The 20,700-nt window shown below is 70.8% G+C and carries 21 protein-coding genes; 16 read left to right on the plus strand and 5 right to left on the minus strand.

Going from position 1 to position 20,700, the window contains the following annotated elements:
* Positions 1-222 precede the first annotated feature (222 nt).
* The gene (locus L3Q67_RS19095) at positions 223-1,056 is read right to left on the minus strand and encodes a nitrilase-related carbon-nitrogen hydrolase (protein ID WP_209670053.1); all 834 of its coding nucleotides are present in this window, start codon (positions 1,054-1,056) and stop codon (positions 223-225) included.
* Between the two features lie 124 nt (positions 1,057-1,180).
* Here L3Q67_RS19095 and L3Q67_RS19100 point away from each other — a divergent pair, with 124 nt between their 5' ends.
* The 6 genes from L3Q67_RS19100 to vapC are packed head-to-tail and all read left to right on the plus strand — an operon-like array spanning position 1,181 to position 6,697.
* Positions 1,181-2,197, plus strand: coding sequence for a uroporphyrinogen decarboxylase/cobalamine-independent methonine synthase family protein (locus L3Q67_RS19100; RefSeq protein WP_499190771.1), 1,017 nt, complete (start codon positions 1,181-1,183; stop codon positions 2,195-2,197).
* 14 nt (positions 2,198-2,211) lie between these two features.
* Positions 2,212-2,907 (plus strand): hypothetical protein, encoded by a 696-nt coding sequence (locus L3Q67_RS19105; protein WP_499190772.1) that lies wholly within the window; start codon positions 2,212-2,214, stop codon positions 2,905-2,907.
* A gap of 11 nt (positions 2,908-2,918) precedes the next feature.
* Positions 2,919-5,069 (plus strand): NAD-dependent DNA ligase LigA, encoded by a 2,151-nt coding sequence (gene ligA / locus L3Q67_RS19110; protein WP_499190773.1) that lies wholly within the window; start codon positions 2,919-2,921, stop codon positions 5,067-5,069.
* Between the two features lie 49 nt (positions 5,070-5,118).
* Positions 5,119-6,045 carry an LLM class oxidoreductase gene (locus L3Q67_RS19115; RefSeq protein ID WP_499190774.1) on the plus strand — a complete coding sequence of 309 codons (927 nt, stop codon included), beginning with the start codon at positions 5,119-5,121 and terminating at the stop codon, positions 6,043-6,045.
* A 35-nt stretch (positions 6,046-6,080) separates the two neighbouring features.
* The gene (locus L3Q67_RS19120; protein ID WP_499190775.1) at positions 6,081-6,290 is read left to right on the plus strand and encodes a type II toxin-antitoxin system VapB family antitoxin; all 210 of its coding nucleotides are present in this window, start codon (positions 6,081-6,083) and stop codon (positions 6,288-6,290) included.
* Positions 6,284-6,697 carry a PIN domain nuclease gene (gene vapC / locus L3Q67_RS19125; RefSeq protein WP_499190776.1) on the plus strand — a complete coding sequence of 138 codons (414 nt, stop codon included), beginning with the start codon at positions 6,284-6,286 and terminating at the stop codon, positions 6,695-6,697. Before L3Q67_RS19120 ends, vapC begins: the two co-directional genes overlap by 7 nt.
* A gap of 79 nt (positions 6,698-6,776) precedes the next feature.
* On the opposite strand, the gene L3Q67_RS19130 is transcribed toward vapC, so the two are convergent.
* On the minus strand, positions 6,777-7,430 hold the full coding sequence (locus L3Q67_RS19130; RefSeq protein ID WP_499190777.1) for an ACT domain-containing protein: 654 nt from the start codon (positions 7,428-7,430) through the stop codon (positions 6,777-6,779).
* 218 nt (positions 7,431-7,648) lie between these two features.
* Between L3Q67_RS19130 and gatC the strand changes: the two genes are divergently transcribed.
* From gatC to L3Q67_RS19160, 6 genes are all read left to right on the plus strand, one after another.
* Positions 7,649-7,945: an Asp-tRNA(Asn)/Glu-tRNA(Gln) amidotransferase subunit GatC gene (gene gatC, locus L3Q67_RS19135; protein WP_113693768.1), complete on the plus strand. Its 297-nt coding sequence runs from the start codon at positions 7,649-7,651 to the stop codon at positions 7,943-7,945.
* Between the two features lie 2 nt (positions 7,946-7,947).
* Entirely contained in the window at positions 7,948-9,462 is a 1,515-nt protein-coding gene (gatA, locus tag L3Q67_RS19140; RefSeq protein WP_499190778.1) for an Asp-tRNA(Asn)/Glu-tRNA(Gln) amidotransferase subunit GatA, read from the plus strand.
* The gene (locus L3Q67_RS19145; protein ID WP_282771184.1) at positions 9,459-9,662 is read left to right on the plus strand and encodes a hypothetical protein; all 204 of its coding nucleotides are present in this window, start codon (positions 9,459-9,461) and stop codon (positions 9,660-9,662) included. Before gatA ends, L3Q67_RS19145 begins: the two co-directional genes overlap by 4 nt.
* Positions 9,659-11,164, plus strand: a complete 1,506-nt coding sequence (gene gatB, locus L3Q67_RS19150) for an Asp-tRNA(Asn)/Glu-tRNA(Gln) amidotransferase subunit GatB (RefSeq protein ID WP_499190779.1) — start codon at positions 9,659-9,661, stop codon at positions 11,162-11,164. The genes L3Q67_RS19145 and gatB overlap by 4 nt, the downstream gene beginning before the upstream one ends.
* Before the next feature lie 129 nt (positions 11,165-11,293).
* Positions 11,294-11,794 (plus strand): hypothetical protein, encoded by a 501-nt coding sequence (locus tag L3Q67_RS19155; protein ID WP_499190780.1) that lies wholly within the window; start codon positions 11,294-11,296, stop codon positions 11,792-11,794.
* Between the two features lie 112 nt (positions 11,795-11,906).
* The gene (locus L3Q67_RS19160; protein WP_499190781.1) at positions 11,907-12,659 is read left to right on the plus strand and encodes a cupin domain-containing protein; all 753 of its coding nucleotides are present in this window, start codon (positions 11,907-11,909) and stop codon (positions 12,657-12,659) included.
* Between the two features lie 64 nt (positions 12,660-12,723).
* On the opposite strand, the gene L3Q67_RS19165 is transcribed toward L3Q67_RS19160, so the two are convergent.
* Positions 12,724-13,920, minus strand: coding sequence for a PQQ-dependent sugar dehydrogenase family protein (locus tag L3Q67_RS19165; RefSeq protein WP_499190782.1), 1,197 nt, complete (start codon positions 13,918-13,920; stop codon positions 12,724-12,726).
* A gap of 69 nt (positions 13,921-13,989) precedes the next feature.
* On the opposite strand from L3Q67_RS19165, the gene L3Q67_RS19170 reads away from it, so the two are divergent.
* Together L3Q67_RS19170 and L3Q67_RS19175 are read left to right on the plus strand one after the other, a co-directional pair.
* Positions 13,990-14,898: a 2-hydroxyacid dehydrogenase gene (locus L3Q67_RS19170; protein WP_499190783.1), complete on the plus strand. Its 909-nt coding sequence runs from the start codon at positions 13,990-13,992 to the stop codon at positions 14,896-14,898.
* Between the two features lie 150 nt (positions 14,899-15,048).
* A complete protein-coding gene (locus tag L3Q67_RS19175) occupies positions 15,049-15,591 on the plus strand; it encodes a DoxX family protein (RefSeq protein ID WP_499191579.1) in 543 nt (180 codons plus the stop codon).
* Positions 15,592-15,672: 81 nt separating this feature from the next.
* Here L3Q67_RS19175 and ilvD read toward each other — a convergent pair whose 3' ends face one another.
* Both ilvD and L3Q67_RS19185 read right to left on the minus strand, forming a co-directional pair.
* Entirely contained in the window at positions 15,673-17,517 is a 1,845-nt protein-coding gene (ilvD, locus tag L3Q67_RS19180; protein ID WP_499190784.1) for a dihydroxy-acid dehydratase, read from the minus strand.
* A 94-nt stretch (positions 17,518-17,611) separates the two neighbouring features.
* The gene (locus L3Q67_RS19185) at positions 17,612-18,046 is read right to left on the minus strand and encodes a PH domain-containing protein (RefSeq protein WP_499190785.1); all 435 of its coding nucleotides are present in this window, start codon (positions 18,044-18,046) and stop codon (positions 17,612-17,614) included.
* Between the two features lie 288 nt (positions 18,047-18,334).
* On the opposite strand from L3Q67_RS19185, the gene L3Q67_RS19190 reads away from it, so the two are divergent.
* Together L3Q67_RS19190 and ilvN are read left to right on the plus strand one after the other, a co-directional pair.
* Complete coding sequence (locus L3Q67_RS19190; protein ID WP_499190786.1) at positions 18,335-20,173, plus strand: acetolactate synthase large subunit; 1,839 nt, start codon at positions 18,335-18,337, stop codon at positions 20,171-20,173.
* Complete coding sequence (ilvN, locus tag L3Q67_RS19195; protein WP_113693759.1) at positions 20,170-20,676, plus strand: acetolactate synthase small subunit; 507 nt, start codon at positions 20,170-20,172, stop codon at positions 20,674-20,676. The genes L3Q67_RS19190 and ilvN overlap by 4 nt, the downstream gene beginning before the upstream one ends.
* Positions 20,677-20,700 lie beyond the last annotated feature (24 nt).

Raw genomic sequence — 20,700 nt, forward strand, 5'->3', positions numbered from 1 at the left:
GCGAGGACCCCCGAGGTGGCGGTGATCAGGGGATTTACGGGGAATGTCCGTGTCTGTCCCTAGGCGCTGTCCTGCGAGTCAAGGTCGCGCTCTTCGCGCCCAGGCGGCTCCTGGCGGCACGGGCGAGTTCGGCCGAGTACGGCCAGTACGAGGCCGAATCGCCCGCACCGCCAGGAACCACCTGGATCACGAAGCCCATCGACCAGACTCACAGGACAGCGCCTAGTCCGGTCCGCTTTCGGTGATGAGCCGTTCCAGTTCCCGGCGCAGCAGTCCGAGCCGGGCGTCGGCGAGGAGCGGGATCTCGCGACGGCGGCGGCGCACCGCGGTCAGGTCGATGTCCACCAGGGTCAGCGATTCCTCCCAGGTCGGCGCGGTGGCGACCACCGAACCCCAGGGGTCGATCACCCGCGAACCACCCCAGAACCGCACGCCAGCCTCGTCGCCGACCCGGTTCACGAAGATCACCCAGCACTGCTGCATGCGCGCGGTGAACACGAGGAGGTCGTGCCAGTACTCGGCGGGGTCGAACGAGCCCGCGGTCAGCTTGGCCGCGCTGTTCGTCGGCACCACGAGGATCTCGGCGCCGTCCTGCGCGGCCAGCCACGGCAGCATCGGCTGCCAGGCGTCGTTGCAGATCAGCGTGGCCATCCGGCCGTGCCGGGTCTCGAAGGCACGCATGGTCTGCCCGGGGCTGGCGTGCTTGCGCTCCTCCCAGATCAGGTAGTTCGGCAGGTACAGCTTCCGGTGGTTGTGCACCAGTTCGCCGTCGGAGAGGTACAGCGCGGAGTTGTGCCTGCGGATCCGCCCGTCTTCGAGCAGGCCGATCACCACGTCGGGACCGTGCTTGGACAGCTCGGCCAGCCGCGCGTCGTCCGGCCAGAGCGAGATGTCTTCGGCGAGTTGCCCGAGCGCGTAGCCGGTGAGGCTCAGCTCGGGGAACACCACCAGGTCCGCGTCCTGTGCCGCGGATTCCTTGATGAGCTGCTCGGTGCTCGTCAAGTTCCCGTCGACGTCGCCGAGGCGGCAGTCGGTCTGGGCCAGTGCCACGCGCATCGCGGTTTCACCTCCTCGGTGATCATCGGTTGCCGATGGTCCACAGTGTGACTTCCGGACGCCGCGAACGACAGGCGGCGGGGCGACCGTTTACCCGCGTGCAACACCGAGCACAATCGGCCAGGTGAACGAGCGAGCATGGCAAGCGGGTGCGGCCACCGGCATCGGGTCGATGCCGGGTACCGACGCGACCGAGGCGGCGGCGGTGATCTTCGGCGAACTGCCGGATTTCCCGCACGAACCGGAACTACCCAGCCGCGGGGTGGGTGCCGATCTGCTCGGCCGGACCGCCTCGCTGCTGGTCGACCTGGCCGTCGAGGTGGTCCCGTCCGGCTACCGCGTCGCCGCGCACCCCGGCCACGACCACCGGCGCGCGGTCGACCTCCGGCGCTGGGACCTGGACGCCCTGCAGGAGGCGGCCGGCCGGCCGTCGCTGCTCAAGACGCAGGTCGCCGGGCCGTGGACGCTGGGTGCGGGGATCGAACTGCCGCGCGGGCACCGGGTGATGACCGACCGCGGGGCCCTGCGCGAGTTCAGCGAGTCGCTGCTGGAAGGTCTGCGCACGCACGTCAACGAGCTGGCCGCGAGGACCGGCGCGAAGATCGTGGTGCAACTGGACGAACCTTCGCTGCCCGCGGTCCTCGCCGGCGCGCTGTCCACCCCGTCCGGCTACGGGAACGTCTCCGCGGTGCCCGCGCCGGAGGCACGCGACCTGCTGGCGCACGTGATCGACGGCGTGGGGTCGATCACCGGCCAGCCGGTGATCGTGCACTGCTGCGCGAAACGGCCGCCGTTCGAGCTGCTGCGGGAGGCCGGGGCCGGGGCGATCGCCTTCGACCTGACCGTTGTCGACTTGTCGTCCGCGATGCTCGACGAGATCGGCGAGACCTGGGACGCCGGGGTGGAGCTGTTCCTGGGCTTGACGCCCGCGACGCAGTCCGAAAAGGACCTCCGCGCGCTCGCCCGCCCGGCGCTGGACCTGGTCGACCGGCTCGGGTTCAACCGCTCGATCCTGGCGGAGCGCGCGGTGCCGACCCCGGTCTGCGGCCTGGCCGAGTCGTCCGACGAGTGGATGCGGCGCGCGCTTTCGCTGACCAGGGACCTGGGTAAGGCATTCCTCGAACCTCCGGAGGACTGGTGACCTAAGGTCGGTCCGTGGGCATCCGGGACCTCTTCCGCCGTAAGCCAGCCACCCCCGATCCGCGAACGGAGTGGCCGGAGCAGACCGTGCCCGAGGACCCGGAAGCCGCCGCGGCGGCCTTCTGGGAGCGCTGGTTCGAGCTGCTGCCCGAGATCAGCGCGGCACTCGGCGACCGCGAGCCGCAGCGCGTGGAACACGAGCTGTGCCAGGCCGTCGCGCTGGTGCACCCGGATCTCCAGTTCTCGCTCGACCGCGGTCAGCGCGCGATCTACTCGCTCGTGCTGACCGGTCAGGAGGACCCGGAACTGCGGCGCTACACCGACGCGTGGAAGGCCGCCGCGCCCGCCGAGGACGCGATCTGGGAGTACCACGACTCGGTGCCGCCGGTGCCGGACCCGGCGGAGGTGACGGTCAACCTCGGCGAGCACCGGATCCCGCTCCGCGAGGTCCGCGTGGTGGCGCAGGTGGACGAAGCCGAACAGGTGGTCGACGTGGCGGTGTTCCATCCGCTGCTGGCCGAACTGACCGCCGAGTCCCGCAAGGCGATGACCTTCCTGCCGCTCGACGCCACGCTCGGTGAGCGGCTGGCGGCCGAGCGGCTGAGGCGGGTGGAGACCGCGGAAACCGAGCCCGCGGACACCATCACCCTGGTCGAGCTGCGTTCCCTCGTCCGCGGGCTGTCGCCGGAAAATGTCGGTGGTACCGACTAGTCTTACCCACTGTGAGCAGCGAAGAACTACCGCCAGACCACGTCGCCCAGGGGGCCGCGCAGGACATCGCGGACGTCCCGGCCGACGTCCGCGAGCGCCACACCGCGCTCGCCGAGGAGATCCGCGGGCACCAGTTCCGGTACTACGTGCTGGACTCGCCGACCGTGTCCGACGGCCAGTTCGACGCCCTGCTGCGTGAGCTGGAGGAGCTGGAGGAAGCCCACCCCGGCCTGGCCACGCCGGACTCGCCGACCCAGCAGGTCGGCGGCACCTTCTCCACCGAGTTCACCGCGCACGACCACCTCGAGCGCATGTTCAGCCTGGACAACGCGTTCGACACCGGCGAACTGGCCGCCTGGGTGGAGCGCACCGAGCGCGAGATCGGCTCCACCCAGTACCTGTGCGAGCTGAAGATCGACGGGCTGGCGATCAACCTGCTCTACGAGAAGGGCAAGCTGACCAGGGCGCTGACCCGCGGCGACGGCCGCACCGGTGAGGACGTCACGCTCAACGTCCGCACCCTGGACCAGGTCCCCGACCGGCTGACCGCCACCGACCGGTTCCCGGTGCCGGACCTGGTCGAGGTGCGCGGTGAGGTGTTCTTCCGGGTGGAGGACTTCACCGAGCTGAACGCGCGGCTGGTGGAGGCGGGCAAGCCGCCGTTCGCCAACCCGCGCAACACCGCGGCGGGTTCGCTGCGGCAGAAGGACCCGAAGGTGACCAAGAGCCGCAAGCTGCGGCTGATCTGCCACGGGCTGGGCAAGCGGAACGGTTTCGAGCCCACGCGCCAGTCCGAGGCGTACGAGGCGCTGGCGGCCTGGGGGCTGCCGGTGTCCGCGCACACCAAGGTGCTCGAGTCGGCGGAGGAGCTGAACGAGCACGTCGAGTACTGGGGCGAGCACCGGCACGACGCCGAGCACGAGATCGACGGCGTGGTGATCAAGGTCGACCAGGTGTCGCTGCAGCGCCGCCTCGGTACCACCTCGCGCGCGCCGCGCTGGGCGATCGCCTACAAGTACCCGCCGGAGGAGGCCACCACCCGGCTGCTCGACATCCAGGTCAACGTCGGGCGCACCGGCCGCGTCACCCCGTTCGCGGTGATGGAGCCGGTGAAGGTGGCCGGGTCCACCGTCTCGATGGCCACCCTGCACAACGCCGAGGAGGTCAAGCGCAAGGGCGTGCTGATCGGCGACCGGGTGGTGATCCGCAAGGCCGGTGACGTGATCCCCGAGGTGCTCGGGCCGGTGGTCGACGTGCGCACCGGCGAGGAGCGCGAGTTCCTGATGCCCACGCGCTGCCCCGAATGCGGCACCAAGCTCGCCCACCAGAAGGAGGGCGACGTCGACATCCGCTGCCCGAACGCGCGGACCTGCCCGGCGCAGTTGCGCGAGCGGCTGTTCCACCTGGCCGGGCGCGGTGCCTTCGACATCGAGGTGCTCGGGTACGAGGCCGCGTCGGCGCTGCTGGAAGCGGGCGCGGTGGCCGACGAGGGCGACGTGTTCGACCTCGACGAGGAGCGCCTGGCCGAGGTCGAGTTGTTCCGCACCAAGGCGGGGGAGCTCTCGGCCAACGCGCGGCGGCTGCTGGCGAACCTCGACACGGCCAAGGACCGTCCACTGTGGAAGGTGATCGTCGGGCTGTCGATCCGGCACGTCGGGCCGACGGCGGCGCAGGCACTGGCGCGCGAGTTCGGTTCGCTGGAGCTGATCGAGCAGGCGACCGAGGAGCAGCTGGCCGACGTCGACGGCGTGGGCCCGACCATCGCGCACGCGGTGCAGGAGTGGTTCGAGGTCGACTGGCACCGCGAGGTGGTCGAGAAGTGGCGCCGGGCCGGGGTGCGGATGGAGGAGGAACGCGACACCTCCATCCCGCGCAACCTGGAGGGTCTGTCCATTGTGGTCACAGGCTCGCTGGAGACGTTCTCGCGCGACGAGGCCAAGGAGGTCATCATGGCCCGGGGCGGCAAGGCGGCCGGCTCGGTGTCCAAGAAGACGGCGTTCGTGGTGGTCGGGGACGCGCCGGGGTCGAAGTACGACAAGGCCGTGCAGTTGAAGGTGCCGGTGCTCGACGAGAACGGCTTCCGGGTGCTGCTGGACCGGGGTCCGGAGGCGGCGGCCGAGGTCGCGCTGGTCACGGAGGAGCCGGCGGCCGCCACAGAGTGATGTCCGGAAACCGCCAGCTTGGTTCGGGTGGCCGGTCGAAGATCGGTGCATGCGAGAGTTCCGGTTCGGCGTGGTGGCGGAGTCCGTGCGCGATGGTGCGCAGCTGATCGAGACGGCGAAGGAGGCCGAGCGGCTCGGGTACTCGACCCTGCTGCTGCGGGACCACTTCGTCACCGAGCCGTTCGGCGACCAGCTGTCGCCGATGCTCGCCCTGACCGCCGTCGCCGCGGCGACCACGCGGCTGCGGGTGGGCACGCTGGTGCTGTCCAACGACTACCGGCACCCGGTGCTGCTGGCGAAGGAGGCCGCGACCCTGCAACACCTGTCCGGCGGCCGGTTCGAACTGGGCATCGGCGCGGGGTGGCTGCTGGACGAGTACGACCGCGCCGGCCTGCCGTTCGACCCCGCCGGCACCCGGGTCTCACGGCTGGCGGAGTCGCTCGAGGTGCTGGACGGCCTGCTGAGCGGGAAGGAACTGACCTACTCGGGCGCGCACTACCGGGTGCGGGAGCTGTCCGTGCACCCGCCGGCGCCACGGCCACCGCTGCTGGTCGGCGCCGGGGGCCGGCGCATGCTGCGCCTGGCCGGGCGGCTCGCGGACGTGGCCGGCATCCTGCCGATCGCCCTGCCCGGCGGCTCCATCTCGGACGCGATGTCGGAACGCTCCCCGGAGACCATGCGACGCAAGGTCTCGTGGGTGCGCGAGTCGGGCCGCGAGGTCGAACTGAGCCAGATCCTGTCGTTCGAAATCACCGACGACCACCGGGCCGCCGCCGAACGCACCGCCCTCGAACGGGGCTGGGGCGCTTCCGCCGCCGACTTCGTCCTGACCATGCCGTCGCGCGTCATCGGCTCGACCGCCCGCATCGCCGACGAACTGGAACACCGCCGAGCGGCCTACGGCCTGAGCTACCACGTCGTCTCGGACCAGCACATGCACACCTTCGCCCCCATCGCCGCCACCCTGCGTCGCTGAGCAGGGGCTTCGCCTGGCAGGTGTATAGTTGGTGTATGGCGCGCACAAACATTGATCTCGACGACGAACTCGTCGAGCGGGTTATGCAGCGGTACTGCCTGCGGACCAAGAAGGAAGCCGTCAACTTCGCCTTGCGCAAGGTGGCGGGTCCTCGGTTGAGCGAGGCCGATCTGGACGCGGTGCGGGGCATCGGCTGGGAAGGCGACCTGGGTGAGCTGCGCGGTGATCGGGTAGCCGAGTGGTAGACCTGCACCTGATCGATACCTCGGCGTGGATCGAATGGCTTCGCGACACCGGTTCTCCAGCGGCGGAAGCGGTCGGTGAACTCCGCAAGGATCCTCAGCGGATCGCGGTCACCCAGCCGGTGGCCATGGAGGTCCGGGCCGGTACCAAGCGGAAGAACTTGGCGCTGGTCGATCGGCTGCTGGACAACGCCGTGCAACTAGGCGTCGAGCCCGATTTGGACTTCGACACCGCGGGTGAGCTATACCTGCGGTGCCGCGAAATCGGCAAGCCGGTGCGCGTCCTGATGGACTGCCTGATCGCTTCGGTCGCCCTGCGCACCGGCGCGGTCCTGCTCCACCAGGACCGCGACTACGACACCATGGCCGCCGTCGCTCCCGACTTGCGAGTCATGCCGACCTTCCCCTGAGTCTTCGAGCCCATGCCGTGAAAGCCACATTCACGGCGCAACCCGACGAGGCGAAGTCACCCGGGCGAGTGAAGGAAGATCAGCCGTCCAGGACGACGGCGACGATGCCGGCCAGGTGCGCCAGGCGCGCGACTTCGGCGGCTCGGAACATCGGGCCGCCCGGGCGGCCCACGAGCAGGGCCCGGTCCGGCTTGCCCAGCGGGGTGGCCGCCAGCTCCGTCCCCAGTTCCTTCCACGTCTCCGGGATCCACGCCGCCTCGCTGTCGAGGACCGTCGCGCGTTCGAGCGGCAGCCACGGCAGGTCGGTGATCGGGGCCTCCGGGGCGGCCGCGGAGGACGCGAGCCGCTGGAGGGAATCGCCGGATGGGGTGACCACGATGGCCCAGCCCGAGCGGATGATCCGCGGCACGCCCTGGGCCAGCAGGTCCAGCCCGGTCTTCGGCGTCGCCGCGATCTCTTCGACGAGCTCCAGTTCACGGTGCGTGTCGAGCACGCCGGCGTACGGGCGCACGGCGTCGACCTCGACGCCCTCCACGCTCTCCGCGGCGGTGATCAGCGCGTCGGGCAGGCTGCCGGTGGGCAGCTCCACGACCAGGTCGTCGATGGCCACGCCGTTCGTGCGCTCGACCACGTCCACGCTGAGGATGTCGGCCCCGACCGTGCCCAGTGCGGTGGCCACCGCGCCGAGCGTCCCTGGGCTGTCCGGGAGCTGGACCCGGATCAGGAACGACACAGCGAACCCCTCTCACGCCGGGCGCGGAGCCTCGCCGTCCACGCAGGTGCCGGGCGCCGATTGTGGCAGACGGAGATGACGATGGGGATTCGCCGTCCGGGTCGCGGGACGCCACGGGGGTGCGATAACCCAGTCGAGTCGCCCGGGCGCGCCGCCATAGACTGGCGACCTCGGAAGAACCGACCTGCCCACCCGCAGAGCCACGGAGAGTCACCCGCGTGCCCAACATTTCCCGCGACGAGGTCGCACACCTGGCCAAGCTCGCCAGGCTGGCCGTCACCGACGAGGAGCTGGCCACCTTCGCCGGTCAGCTCGACCAGATCCTGGACGCCGTGGCCAAGGTGGGCGTCGTCGCCGACCAGGACGTCCCGCCCACCTCGCACGCCGTGCCGCTGACCAACGTCTTCCGCGAGGACGTGGTCCGGCCCAGCCTCGCGCAGGAACAGGCGCTGGCCGGGGCGCCGGCCGCCGAAGACGGCCGCTTCCGCGTGCCGCGCATCCTGGGGGAGGAGTAAGCATGTCCGAGCTGACCAGGCTCACCGCCGCCGAACTGGCGGACAAGATCAAGTCCCGTGAGGTCTCCGCGGTCGAGGTCACCCAGGCCCACCTGGACCGGATCGCCGAGGTCGACGGGTCGCTGCACGCGTTCCTGCACGTCGACACCGAGGGTGCGCTGGCCGCCGCCCGCGCGGTCGACGCCGAGACCGCCGAGGGCCGCCAGGCCTCGCCGCTGGCCGGTGTCCCGCTCGCGTTGAAGGACGTGCTGACCACCAAGGGCCTGCCGACCACCTGCGGGTCGCGCACGCTCGAGGGCTGGCTGCCGCCGTACGACGCCACCGTCACCCGCAAGCTCCGCGACGCGGGCGTGGTGATCCTCGGCAAGACCAACATGGACGAGTTCGCGATGGGCTCCTCCACCGAGAACTCCGCCTTCGGCCCGACCCACAACCCGTGGGCGCACGACCGCATCCCCGGCGGCTCCGGCGGCGGGTCCGCCGCCGCGATCGCCGGTTTCGAAGCGGCGCTGGCCATCGGCACCGACACCGGCGGCTCGATCCGCCAGCCGGGCTCGGTCACCGGCACCGTCGGCGTGAAGCCGACCTACGGCGGTGTCTCCCGCTACGGGCTGGTCGCCTTCTCCTCCTCGCTGGACCAGGCCGGTCCCTGCGCGCGCAACGTGCTGGACGCGGCGTTGCTGCACGAGGTCATCGCCGGGCACGACCCGCTCGACTCCACCTCCATCGACGCCCCGGTGCCGCCGGTGGTCGCCGCCGCCCGCGAGGGCCTCAACGGTGACCTCAAGGGCGTGCGCGTCGGCGTGGTCAAGGAGTTCTCCGGCGACGGGTACCAGCCGGGTGTGCTGCGGTCCTTCGAGGCCGCGGTCGAGCAGCTGCGGGCGCTCGGTGCCGAGGTCGTCGAGGTCTCCTGCCCGAACTTCACCCTGGCGCTGCCCGCCTACTACCTGATCGCGCCGAGCGAGGCCTCCTCGAACCTGGCCCGCTTCGACGCCATGCGGTACGGCCTGCGCGTGGCCGACGACGGCACGCACAGTGCCGAGGAGGTCATGTCGCTGACCCGTGAGGCCGGGTTCGGTCCCGAGGTCAAGCGGCGCATCATGCTCGGCACCTACGCGCTGTCGGCCGGGTACTACGACGCCTACTACGGCTCGGCGCAGAAGGTCCGCACGCTGATCACGCGCGACTTCGAGGCCGCCTTCCAGCAGGTGGACGTGCTGGTCAGCCCGACGACGCCGACCACGGCGTTCAAGATCGGCGAGCGCACCGGCGACCCGATGGCGATGTACCTGGCCGACCTGTGCACGATCCCGTCCAACCTGGCGGGCAACGCCGCCATGAGCGTCCCGAGTGGACTGTCCGAAGAAGACGGCCTGCCGGTCGGGCTGCAGATCATGGCCCCGTCGCTGGCCGACGACCGGCTCTACCGGGTCGGCGCCGCCTACGAGGTGGCGCGAGACGCCGCCGCCGGCGGCTCACTGGTGCACCGCGTTCCGGAACTGGAGGCAGCGAAATGAGCAAGAAGAAGAACCAGGTCCGCGGCTTGATCGCGCTCGGCACCGCGGCGGCCAGCGCCACCAGCGCCTTCTCCGGCGTCCGCACGGCGCGGGAGAACGGGGACAAGCTGACCATGGTCAACGCGGCGGCGAGCGCCGTGGTGGCCGTGACCGGTGCCCTGCTGGCGGTGCGCACGCTGCGGAAGGGCGGCAAGAAGTGACGGCCGTGGCGGAAACCATGGACTACGCCGAGGTGCTCGAGCGCTTCGACCCGGTCCTCGGCCTCGAAGTCCACGTGGAGCTGTCCACGAAGACCAAGATGTTCTGCGGTTGCGAGAACCGCTTCGGCGGCGAGCCCAATACGCACGTCTGCCCGACCTGCCTCGGCCTGCCCGGCGCGCTGCCGGTGGTCAACGGCCTGGCGGTGGAAGGCGCGATCCGGATCGGCCTGGCGCTCAACTGCGAGATCGCGCAGTGGTGCCGCTTCGCCAGGAAGAACTACTTCTACCCGGACATGCCGAAGAACTTCCAGACCTCGCAGTACGACGAGCCGATCGCCTTCAACGGTTACCTCGACGTCACCCTCGACGACGGCGAGGTCGTGCGCATCGAGATCGAGCGCGCGCACATGGAGGAGGACACCGGCAAGTCGCTGCACGTCGGTGGCGCCACCGGGCGCATTCACGGCGCCGAGCACTCGCTGCTCGACTACAACCGCGCCGGGGTGCCCCTGATCGAGATCGTCACCAAGCCGATCACCGGCACGGGGGAGCGCGCGCCCGAGGTCGCCCGCGCCTACGTCACCGCGCTGCGGGACCTGTTGCGCGCGCTGAACGTCTCCGACGTCCGGATGGACCAGGGCTCGCTGCGCTGCGACGCCAACGTCTCGTTGATGGCCAAGGACGCGACCGAGTTCGGCACGCGCACCGAGACCAAGAACGTCAACTCCCTGCGCAGCGTCGAGCGCGCGGTGCGCTACGAGATGACGCGCCAGGCGGCGATCCTGGTCGACGGCGGTTCGATCACCCAGGAGACGCGGCACTTCCAGGAGGCCGACGGCACCACCTCGCCCGGTCGCACCAAGGAGACCGCCGAGGACTACCGGTACTTCCCGGAGCCCGACCTGGTGCCGATCGCGCCGTCCCGCGAGTGGGTCGAGGAACTGCGCGGCACCATGCCGGAACTGCCGTGGGAACGGCGCAAGCGCGTGCAGGCCGAGTGGAACCTGACCGACGCCGAACTGCGTGACCTGATCAACGCCGGTGCGGTCGACCTGATCGCGGCGACCGTCGACCAGGGCGCGAGCCCGGCCGACGCGCGTGGCTGGTGGGTGTCCTACCTGAACCAGCAGGCCAACAAGCTCGGCGTGGAGCTGGGCGAGCTGGCGATCAGCCCGGCGCAGGTGGCGCGGGTGATCGCGCTGGTCGGCGAAGGCGCGCTGACGAACAAGATGGCCCGCGAGGTCGTCGACGGGGTGCTGGCCGGTGAAGGCGAGCCGGACGAGGTCGTGGAGAAGCGCGACCTGAAGGTCGTCTCGGACGACTCGGCGCTGTACAAGGCGGTCGACGAGGCGCTGGCGGCGAACCCGGACATCGCGGAGAAGATCCGCGGCGGCAAGGTGCAAGCGGCGGGCAAGATCGTCGGTGACGTGATGAAGGCGACCAAGGGCCAAGCCGACGCCAAGCGCGTCCGCGAACTGGTCCTGGAACGCGTCGGTGTTTGATTGCCCCGCCTCCGGCGGGCGGCGAGGACGCTTTTGAGCCGGTCACTGGGACGGAGCACGCCCGCCCGTGGGGCGGACGTGCGCGCCCCGTCCCAGTGACCGGCGCGACCTCGCGGATGGAGGCATTTGTTGTTGGAGTTCAGGCAGGTGCCGTGGTGGCAGTGGCTCGGGTTCGGGGCGGGGATCGTGGCGTTCGCCGCCATGTTCCTGCCCTGGACCGCGCTGCAGGCGGCCGATCCCGAGGTCGCCGAGGCGTTGCGCGAGCTGCCCGCCGGTGACGTGGTGCGGACAGCGTGGCACTCGGGCTTCTTCGCCTGGGCCGCGCCGATCCTGCTGCTCGTCGCGGGGGTGGCCGCGGTGGTGTTCGGCCAGTCCCGGGTGGCGCGGGTGAACGGGCTGCCGCACCTGTGGCTCATCGTGGCGGTGTTGTCGCTGCTGTTGCTGGTGCTCGGCTGGTGGTTGATCGACTGGCAGTTCAGCGAGGACCAGCGCGGCGTGCTGCAGGCCGGCGGGGTGTCGATCGAGCCGGCGCTGGGCCGGTTCCTGGGGCTGGCCGCCGCGGTGGCTTCCGTGGCAGGCTCGGTGTTCGACGTCCGAGCCGCTCGTGCCCGATATGGCGCCACCCGGTAGTTCGGGGGGCCGGGGGTCGTCCCCCGAGCGGTCAACACCCGGTAGTTCGGGGGCCCGGGGGTCGTCCCCCGAGCGGTCAACACGGTAGGAACTGCTGGCAGGAGAACGCGCGATGTCGCATGTCCCGCTTCCCGGTGCGGTCGGGGTTTCGCACTTGAGCTGCTACGAATGGCTGGCCGAGGACGGGGTGCGCGGCGGGAGCCCGCACATGCACCTGACCTGCACCGAGGCCTACGTGGTCACCGGCGGGATCGGCGCGGTGCAGACGCTGACGGTGTCCGGGTACGAGGAGCACGACCTGTCGGCGGGCTCGATCGTCTGGTTCACGCCGGGCACCGTGCACCGCATGATCCAGCGGGACAACCTGCGGATCACCGTGCTGATGCAGAACAGCGGCCTCCCGGAAGCGGGCGACGCGGTGTTCACCTTCCCGCCGGACGTGCTGGCCGACCCGGACGCGTACGCGGAAGCGGCCGTTCTGCCCGCGAAGGAGGGCCCGAAAGCGGACGCGGCGGCTCGGCGACGGCGTGACCTGGCCGTCGAGGGCTACCTGGTGCTGCGGGAAGCCACGCAAGACGGCGACGACGGCCCCCTGCGCGAGTTCCTCCGCGCGGCGACGGCGATCGTGGCGCCGAAGGTGGAACGCTGGCTGCCGATCTGGCAGGAAGGCGCACTGGCCGCGGCCGAACGCACCGGCGCCCAGCTGAAAGCTCTCCTGGAAGGCGATGGCAGCCACCTGGCGCAGGCAACCGTGGTTGCCGCCACCCCGTCACGCCACGGCGGCTACGGCATGTGCGGCCGGCGGGACGAATACGAACTCCCCGGCATCACCGTCCCCGACGCCATCCGCGCCGCGAAGCCCTGAGCCTCGTGACATCTGGCGGGGCCGCGAAAGCCACTTTCACGGCACTCGGCGGGGTCGCCGAGGCTCAGTCCTTGCCGGGGATGGCGGCGCTGGGCTGGATGACGATGAGCACCACGCGGTCGTCGCTGGACACCGGCTGCCCGCCGTCCTTGTTCACCGTGCCCGCCACGGCCAGTTCGGCGCTGATCTGCTCCATCCCGGCCAGCCGCCCGTAGGTGCGGCCGTTCTGCCCGTCCAGGGTCGCCGACGGCTTGCCGCTGATCGAGCCGTCCGCGGCGACCGGCAGGTTCTGCACGTTCCCGGCGGTCGAGGTGGCCACCATGATCAGGCTGGTGCCGTCCACGCAGCCCGCGACGCCCGGCTTGTCCGGCCACGTCCACGCCGGCGAGGTCAGCGGCTGCCCGGCGGTGACCCGGTAGAGCAGGTCCTTGTCGGCGGCGCGGTCGGTGACCCACAGCCGCGAGCCGTCCGGGGACTTGCACAGGCCACCCGGTGCGGTCAGTCCGCTGGCCAGCACCGCGGACGACGGGTTCGGGTTGCCCTGCGCGGGTTGCCCGGAGGTGTCGATCCGCAGGACCTTGCCCGCCAGCGAGTTCGGGTCGGCGGCGGCCGCCGGGTTGCCCGCGTTGCCGGTGGCGACCAGCAGCGCGCCGTTGCCGTCGGTGGTCAGCGAGCCCTGGTTGCCGCTGCCGCCGCGCGGGATGCCGGTGAGCACCGGCTTCGGCTCCTGACCCTGGGCGAAGCGCACCACCCGGTTGTCGCTCGGCGTGGTCACGTAGGCGAAGACCAGCTGGTCCTCGGCGAAACTGGGGGACAGGGTGAGCCCGGTCAGCCCGCCGCCGCCGGTCGCGTCGACCGCCAGCTCGGCGTACAGCTGCTTCTCCGAGCCCGCAGAGACCTGGAAGACGCGGCCGCTCTTGCGCTCACCGGCCAGCGCCGCCGGGTTCTGCCCGCCGGGCAGCGCGGTGACCGCGGCCACGGTGTCCATGCAGGTGCCGATCACCGCTTCGTCGAAGTCCTTGCAGCCCTGGGGCGGCGGCACCGAGGTCGGCGGCGCGGACGGGCCGCGCGAACCCGGCGTGGAACCGTCCGCGCCGGGCAGTTCCGGCTGGGGGCCGGCCTGCGGGGTCAGCTCGGGAGCCGGTTTCCAGTCCTGGGCGGTCGGTGTGCCGTCGAAGTCGGCGCATCCGGACAGCAGGAGGAGGCCGCAGGCCAGCGGGGCCAGCGGCCAGCGGGCGATCCGCCGTGACCTGGTGCGCATGATCTCCAGAGGGTAGGCGCCCGCCCGTGAACCTCGGGTGAGCGCCCCGGACCGGCTAACGTGGTGATCATGCCGCTCATCGTGCTCGTGCCCGACGAAGACGGGGTGACCGCGCTTTCCCGCGTTCCCGGCGTGAAACCCGTGCGGTACACGCCGGGTTCGGCACTGCCGTCGGAGGCCGCCGAAGCGGAGGTGCTGGTCCCGGGGCCGGTGCGCTCGGCGCCCGAGCTGCTGCCGAAGCTGCCGAAGCTGAAACTCATCCAGTTGCTGTCAGCGGGTGCCGAGGACTGGATCCCGGTGGTGCCCTCCGACGTGCTGCTGTCCACCTGCCGCGGGGCCCACGGCGGGGCTACGGCCGAATGGGTGGTTGCCGCGTTGCTGTCCACCTACCGGGAACTGGGCCGGTTCGGCGCCGACCAGGCCGCGCGGGTGTGGAACCGGCACAGCACCGACACGCTGCAGGAGAAGCGGGTGCTGATCGTCGGCGCCGGTGACCTCGGACGGCAGCTGCGGCGGCGGCTCGAGCCGTTCGACACACACGTGACCATGGTCGGGCTGACCGCCCGCGAAGGCGTTTCGGGCGTCGACGAGCTGCCCGAACTGCTGCCGCGGCACGACGTGGTGGTGCTGATGGTGCCGCTGACCTCCCGCACGCGCGGCATGGTCGACGCGGCCTTCCTCGCCTCGATGCGCGACGGCGCGGTGCTGGTCAACGTCGCACGCGGGGCGGTGGCCGACACCGACGCGCTGGTCGCGGAGCTGGCCACGGGCCGCCTGCGGGCCGCGCTCGACGTGGTGGACCCGGAACCGCTGCCGCCGGACCATCCACTTTGGACGATCCAGGGGGTGCTGCTGACCCCGCACGTGGCCGGGTCCGCGCGGGGCTCGCGGGCGCGTTCGTACGCCGTCGCGGCCACCGAGATCGGCCGGTACGCCAGCGGGGAACTGCCGGACAACCTCGTGCACGGCGAGTACTAGCCCTGGTCCGTTGGTGCGTGGGGGGCTGCGCCGGACAGCGGTATCCCTTACCCTGCGCGCGTGAGCACTCACGATGACGACTACCGGCCGAGCGGCACCGGCGGCGGCAGCCTGTTCGACGACAGCGCCTACCCCACCACGCAGACCAGCCTGATCGACGAGGTCGAGGACAAGCCGGTCAGGGACACCAGCACCCGCTGGCACGGCGGCCTGGACTTCGGGCTGCTGGTCCTGCGGCTGGTGCTGGGCGGCACGATGGGCGCGCACGGGCTGCAGAAGCTGTTCGGCTCGTTCGGCGGGCCGGGCATCGACGGTTTCGCGCGCTACCTGCAGCAACTGGGCTTCACCGGCCAGTTCACCCTGCTGTCGTGGATCACCGCGCTGAGCGAGGTGGTCGGCGGGGTGCTGCTGGTGCTGGGGCTGTTCACCCCGATCGGCGCGTCGGCCCTGCTCGGGGTCACCGCGAGCATCGTCTACGTCAAGTTCGGCGGCGGTTTCTTCAGCGCGGCGGGCAAGGGCTTCGAGTTCGAACTGCTGCTGGCCGCTTCCGCGCTGACGCTGCTGTTCACCGGCTCGGGCCGCATCGCGCTCGACGTGAACACCCCGTGGCGGCGCAAGCCCATGCCGTTCGCCATCTTCGGCCTGCTCGCCGCCACCGCCGGGGTGATCCTCGTCCTCACCCTGTGCCGCTAGTCCAATGCTACGAGTGAGGGGCCAATGCTATGAGTGGGGCATTACTAGCGTTTATCGCTAGTAATGCCCCACTCATAGCAATCAGCGGTTCGGGTCGCGGACGGCGCCGGTGTCGGCGGAGGTGGCCATGCGGGCGTAGGCACGCAGGGCGCTGGTCACCGGGCGCTGCCGGTCCACCGGCTGCCACGGCCGTTCGCTCGCCTCCATCTTCGCCCGCCGCTCGGCCAGCACGTCGGCGTCGACCAGCAGTTCGAGCCGTCGTTCGCGGACGTCCAGCAGGATCTCGTCGCCGTCCTGCACCAGGCCGATCGTGCCGCCCGCCGCGGCCTCCGGCGAGATGTGCCCCACCGAGATGCCCGACGAACCACCCGAGAACCGGCCGTCGGTGATCAGCGCGCACTTCTTGCCGAGCCCGGAACCCTTCAGGAACGCCGTCGGGTGCAGCATCTCCTGCATACCGGGACCACCGGCCGGCCCTTCGTAGCGGACCACCAGCACCTCACCGGCCTGGATCTTCTTGCCGAGGATGACCGACACGGCCTCCTCCTGGCTCTCCACCACCCGCGCGGGGCCCTGGAAGCGCCACAGCGACTCGTCGATGCCCGCGGACTTGATCACCGCGCCGTTTTCGGCGAGGTTGCCGCGCAGGATGGCCAGTCCGCCGTCGGCGGTGTGGGCGTGCTCGACGTCGTGGATGCAGCCGTTCGCCGCGTCGGTGTCCAAAGAGGACCACCGGTTCGAGGTGGAGAACGCCTTCGTGGTGCGCACCCCGCCCGGTGCCGCGTGGTACAGCTCCAGCGCGCGCTCGGACGGCGACTCGGCCCGGATGTCCCAAGTGGACAGCCACTCGGCCAGCGTGCGCGTGTGCACCGAGGTGACGTCCTCGTTGAGCAGCCCGCCGCGCCACAGTTCACCGAGGATGGCCGGGATGCCACCGGCCCGGTGCACGTCCTCCATGTGGTAGTCGGAGTTCGGCGCCACCTTCGACAGGCACGGCACGCGCCGCCCGATCGCGTCGATGTCGTCGATGGTGAAGTCGATCTCGCCCTCCCGCGCGGCGGCGAGCACGTGCAGCACGGTGTTCGTCGAGCCACCCATCGCCATGTCCAGCGCCATCGCGTTTTCGAACGCCTTCTTGTTGGCGATCGTGCGCGGCAGGGCGGACTCGTCGTCCTCGCCGTACCAGCGCTTGCACAGCTCGACCACGGTGCGGCCCGCCTCGGCGAACAGCTCCCGGCGCGCGGCGTGCGTGGCCAGCGTGGAACCGTTGCCCGGCAGGGAAAGCCCGAGCGCCTCGGTGAGGCAGTTCATCGAGTTCGCGGTGAACATGCCCGAGCAGGAACCGCAGGTCGGGCAGGCCGCGCGCTCGACCTCGGACAGCGACTGCTCGTCCACCGCCGCGTTGGCCGAGGCGGAAATGGTGGTGATCAGGTCCGACGAGGGGTGCGCCACATCGCCGACGACCACGGCCTTCCCGGCTTCCATCGGACCGCCGGAGACGAAGACCACCGGGATGTTCAGCCGCATCGCGGCGTTGAGCATGCCCGGGGTGATCTTGTCGCAGTTGGAGATGCACACCAGCGCGTCGGCCTGGTGCGCGTTGACCATGTACTCCACCGCGTCGGCGATGATCTCGCGTGAAGGCAGCGAGTAGAGCATGCCGCTGTGGCCCATGGCGATGCCGTCGTCCACCGCGATCGTGTGGAACTCGCGGGCGACCCCGCCGGCTTCGGCGACGGCCTCGGCCACGATGTCGCCGAGGTCCTTGAGGTGCACGTGCCCCGGCACGAACTGGGTGTAGGAGTTGGCGATCGCGACGATCGGCTTGCCGAAGTCGCTGTCGGTCATCCCGGTGGCGCGCCACAGGGATCGGGCGCCCGCGGCGTTGCGGCCGTGGGTGGTGGTGCGGGAGCGCAGTGGGGGCACGGCTCCTCCATAACTTGTGCTCGAAGAACTGCAGGAGTGCGGCCCAGGCGCGGGTGCGCGCCACAGGGCCATGCCGGGTGCGGTAGGCCCGAGATTACTCCTCTTCGGCGAGCTGCCCGCTGGGGTCCGCGAGCCGTCCGCCGCTGACCAGGCTGAGCACCGGCAGGTGCCGGGTGCGCACGGCGGGCAGCGCGACCTTCGTGTCGTCGCCGAGCACCGCGATCACCTTCGACTTCTCGGTCAGGGAAAGGCCTTTGAGCGATTCCCACGGCAGCACGCGCTTGCCGAACAGGGTTCGCACGGTGAGCCCGCCGGCGTCCGCGGTGGTGCGCGTGCGGATCACCCAGGCGCCGATGCCCAGCGGGAGCAGGTAGAGCGCCTGCAGGCCGGGCAGGGAGAATGCGACCGGGGTCACACAGACCGCGAGGAAGAGCACGGCCAGTATCCCCGTGGCGGGTACCCGGAAGATCGCCTTCGGGGCGCTGGGAGCGGCGGAGGGGGCGTTGTCCTGCGGTGTTTCTTCGGCCACCCCCAGATGGTGCACCGCTCGCGGACCCGCCTCCGACCGGGGTCCGGCCTCCCAGCATCCGGACACACCATCCCGCAGAGTTGACACCCTCGCCGCCGAAGGATTAACGTCCGTGCCGTGACACCGCAGACCGGCCTCGTACTTCCTCAGCGCGTCGACGCTTAGGGAGAGCCCGCTGCGTCGACGCGCGACCCTCGTGCGACCTTTATCGGTCGGCGGGGGTTTTTTGTTGCCCCAGCCCCGTTTGCCACCCGAACGAGTGACACCGACACCCACGAGGCAGAACCGATGACTAGCGCCACCTCGCGATCGGAAACGAACGCCGGGCCGCCCGCCGCAGTGCCCGGGCACCGTCCGAAGCCCACCCCGCCGGCCGGCACCCCGGTCCGGGTGACCGGGGCCCAGTCCCTCGTGCGCTCGCTCGAGGCCGTCGGCGCGGAGGTGGTGTTCGGCATCCCCGGCGGGACCATCCTCCCGGCCTACGACCCGCTGCTCGACTCGACGAAGGTGCGGCACGTGCTGGTCCGGCACGAGCAGGGCGCCGGGCACGCGGCCACCGGGTACGCGCAGGCCACCGGCAAGGTCGGGGTGTGCATGGCCACCTCGGGCCCCGGCGCGACGAACCTGGTCACCCCGCTGGCGGACGCGAACATGGACTCGGTGCCGGTGGTCGCCATCACCGGGCAGCAGTCCCGCGCGCTGATCGGCACCGACGCCTTCCAGGAAGCCGACATCTGCGGCATCACCATGCCGATCACCAAGCACAACTTCCTGGTCACCAATCCGGTGGACATCCCCAGGGTGATCGCCGAGGCCTTCCACCTCGCCTCCACCGGCCGCCCCGGCCCGGTCCTGGTCGACATCCCCAAGGACGTGCTGCAGGAGACCACCTCCTTCAGCTGGCCGCCGGAGATGCGCCTGCCCGGCTACCGGCCCACGCTGCGCCCGCACGGCAAGCAGGTCCGCGAGGCCGCCAAGCTGATCGCGCGCTCGCGCCGCCCGGTGCTCTACGTCGGTGGCGGGGTGATCAAGGCCCAGGCGTCGAAGCAGCTGCTCGAACTCGCCGAAACCACCGGCATCCCGGTGGTCACCACGCTGATGGCGCGCGGTGCCTTCCCGGACTCGCACCGCCAGCACCTGGGCATGCCGGGCATGCACGGTTCGGTCGCCGCGGTGGCCGCGATGCAGCGCGCGGACCTGATGATCGCGCTGGGCGCCCGGTTCGACGACCGGGTCACCGGTCAGCTGTCCTCGTTCGCGCCGGACGCCACCGTGGTGCACGCCGACATCGACCCGGCGGAGATCTCCAAGAACCGCAAGGCGGACGTGCCGATCGTCGGCGACTGCGCGGAGATCATCAACGAGCTCATCGCCGCCGTGCGCGCGGAGAACGACAAGCCCGACCTCGGCGCGTGGTGGACGCAGATCGACTCGTGGCGCGACACCTTCCCGGCCGGGTACGAGTGGCCCGCCGACGGCACGCTGGCGCCGCAGTACGTGATCGAGCGGATCGGCCGGCTCGTCGGGCCGGACGCGATCTACACCGCGGGCGTCGGCCAGCACCAGATGTGGGCCGCGCAGTTCATCAAGTACGAGAAGCCCGCCACCTGGATCAACTCCGGCGGCCTCGGCACCATGGGCTTCGCCGTGCCCGCCGCGATGGGCGCCAAGTTCGGCGTGCCGGACAAGCAGGTCTGGGCGATCGACGGCGACGGCTGCTTCCAGATGACCAACCAGGAGCTGGCCACCTGCGCCATCGAGGGCGCGCCGATCAAGGTCGCGGTGATCAACAACGGCAACCTCGGCATGGTCCGCCAGTGGCAGAACCTCTTCTACTCGGAGCGGTACTCGAACACCGATCTCGGTACGCACAAGCACCGCATCCCCGACTTCACCCTGCTCGCCGAGGCGCTCGGCTGCGCCGGTCTCCGCTGCGAGACCAAGGAGGAGGTCGACCAGGTGATCCAGCGCGCGATGGAGATCAACGACCGCCCGGTGGTGATCGACTTCGTGGTCGGCAAGGACGCGCAGGTGTGGCCGATGGTGGCCGCGGGCACCGGCAACGACGAGATCATGGCCGCGCGCGGCATCCGCCCGCTCTTCGACGACGACGAGGTTTCGCAATGACCAACCACACGCTGAGCGTTCTCGTGGAGAACGTGCCCGGTGTGCTCGCCCGGGTTTCCGGGTTGTTCTCCCGCCGGGGCTTCAACATCGAGTCCCTCGCCGTCGGACCCACGGAGAACCCGGAGGTGTCCAGGATGACGATCGTGGTGGCCGTCGACGAGCTACCGCTCGAACAGGTCACCAAGCAGCTCAACAAGCTGGTCAACGTCATCAAGATCGTGGAGCTCGAACCGTCCACCGCGGTCCGCCGCGAACTGCTGCTGGTCAAGGTCCGGGCCGACGCCACCGTGCGCAGCCAGGTGCTCGAGACCGTGCAGTTGTTCCGGGCCAAGGTGGTGGACGTCTCCCCGGAGTCGCTGACCGTCGAAGCCACCGGCACCAGCGACAAGATCGGTGCGCTGCTGCGCATGCTCGAGCCGTACGGCGTGCGGGAGCTCGTGCAGTCGGGCATGGTCGCCGTCGGCCGCGGTCCGCGTTCCATCACCGCAACCAGCACTCGTTAAAGCCCTCCCGTCGCCCGACCACCA

It is taken from the genome of Saccharothrix sp. AJ9571, from assembly GCF_021725495.1.
Classification (GTDB): Bacteria; Actinomycetota; Actinomycetes; order Mycobacteriales; family Pseudonocardiaceae; genus Amycolatopsis; species Amycolatopsis magusensis.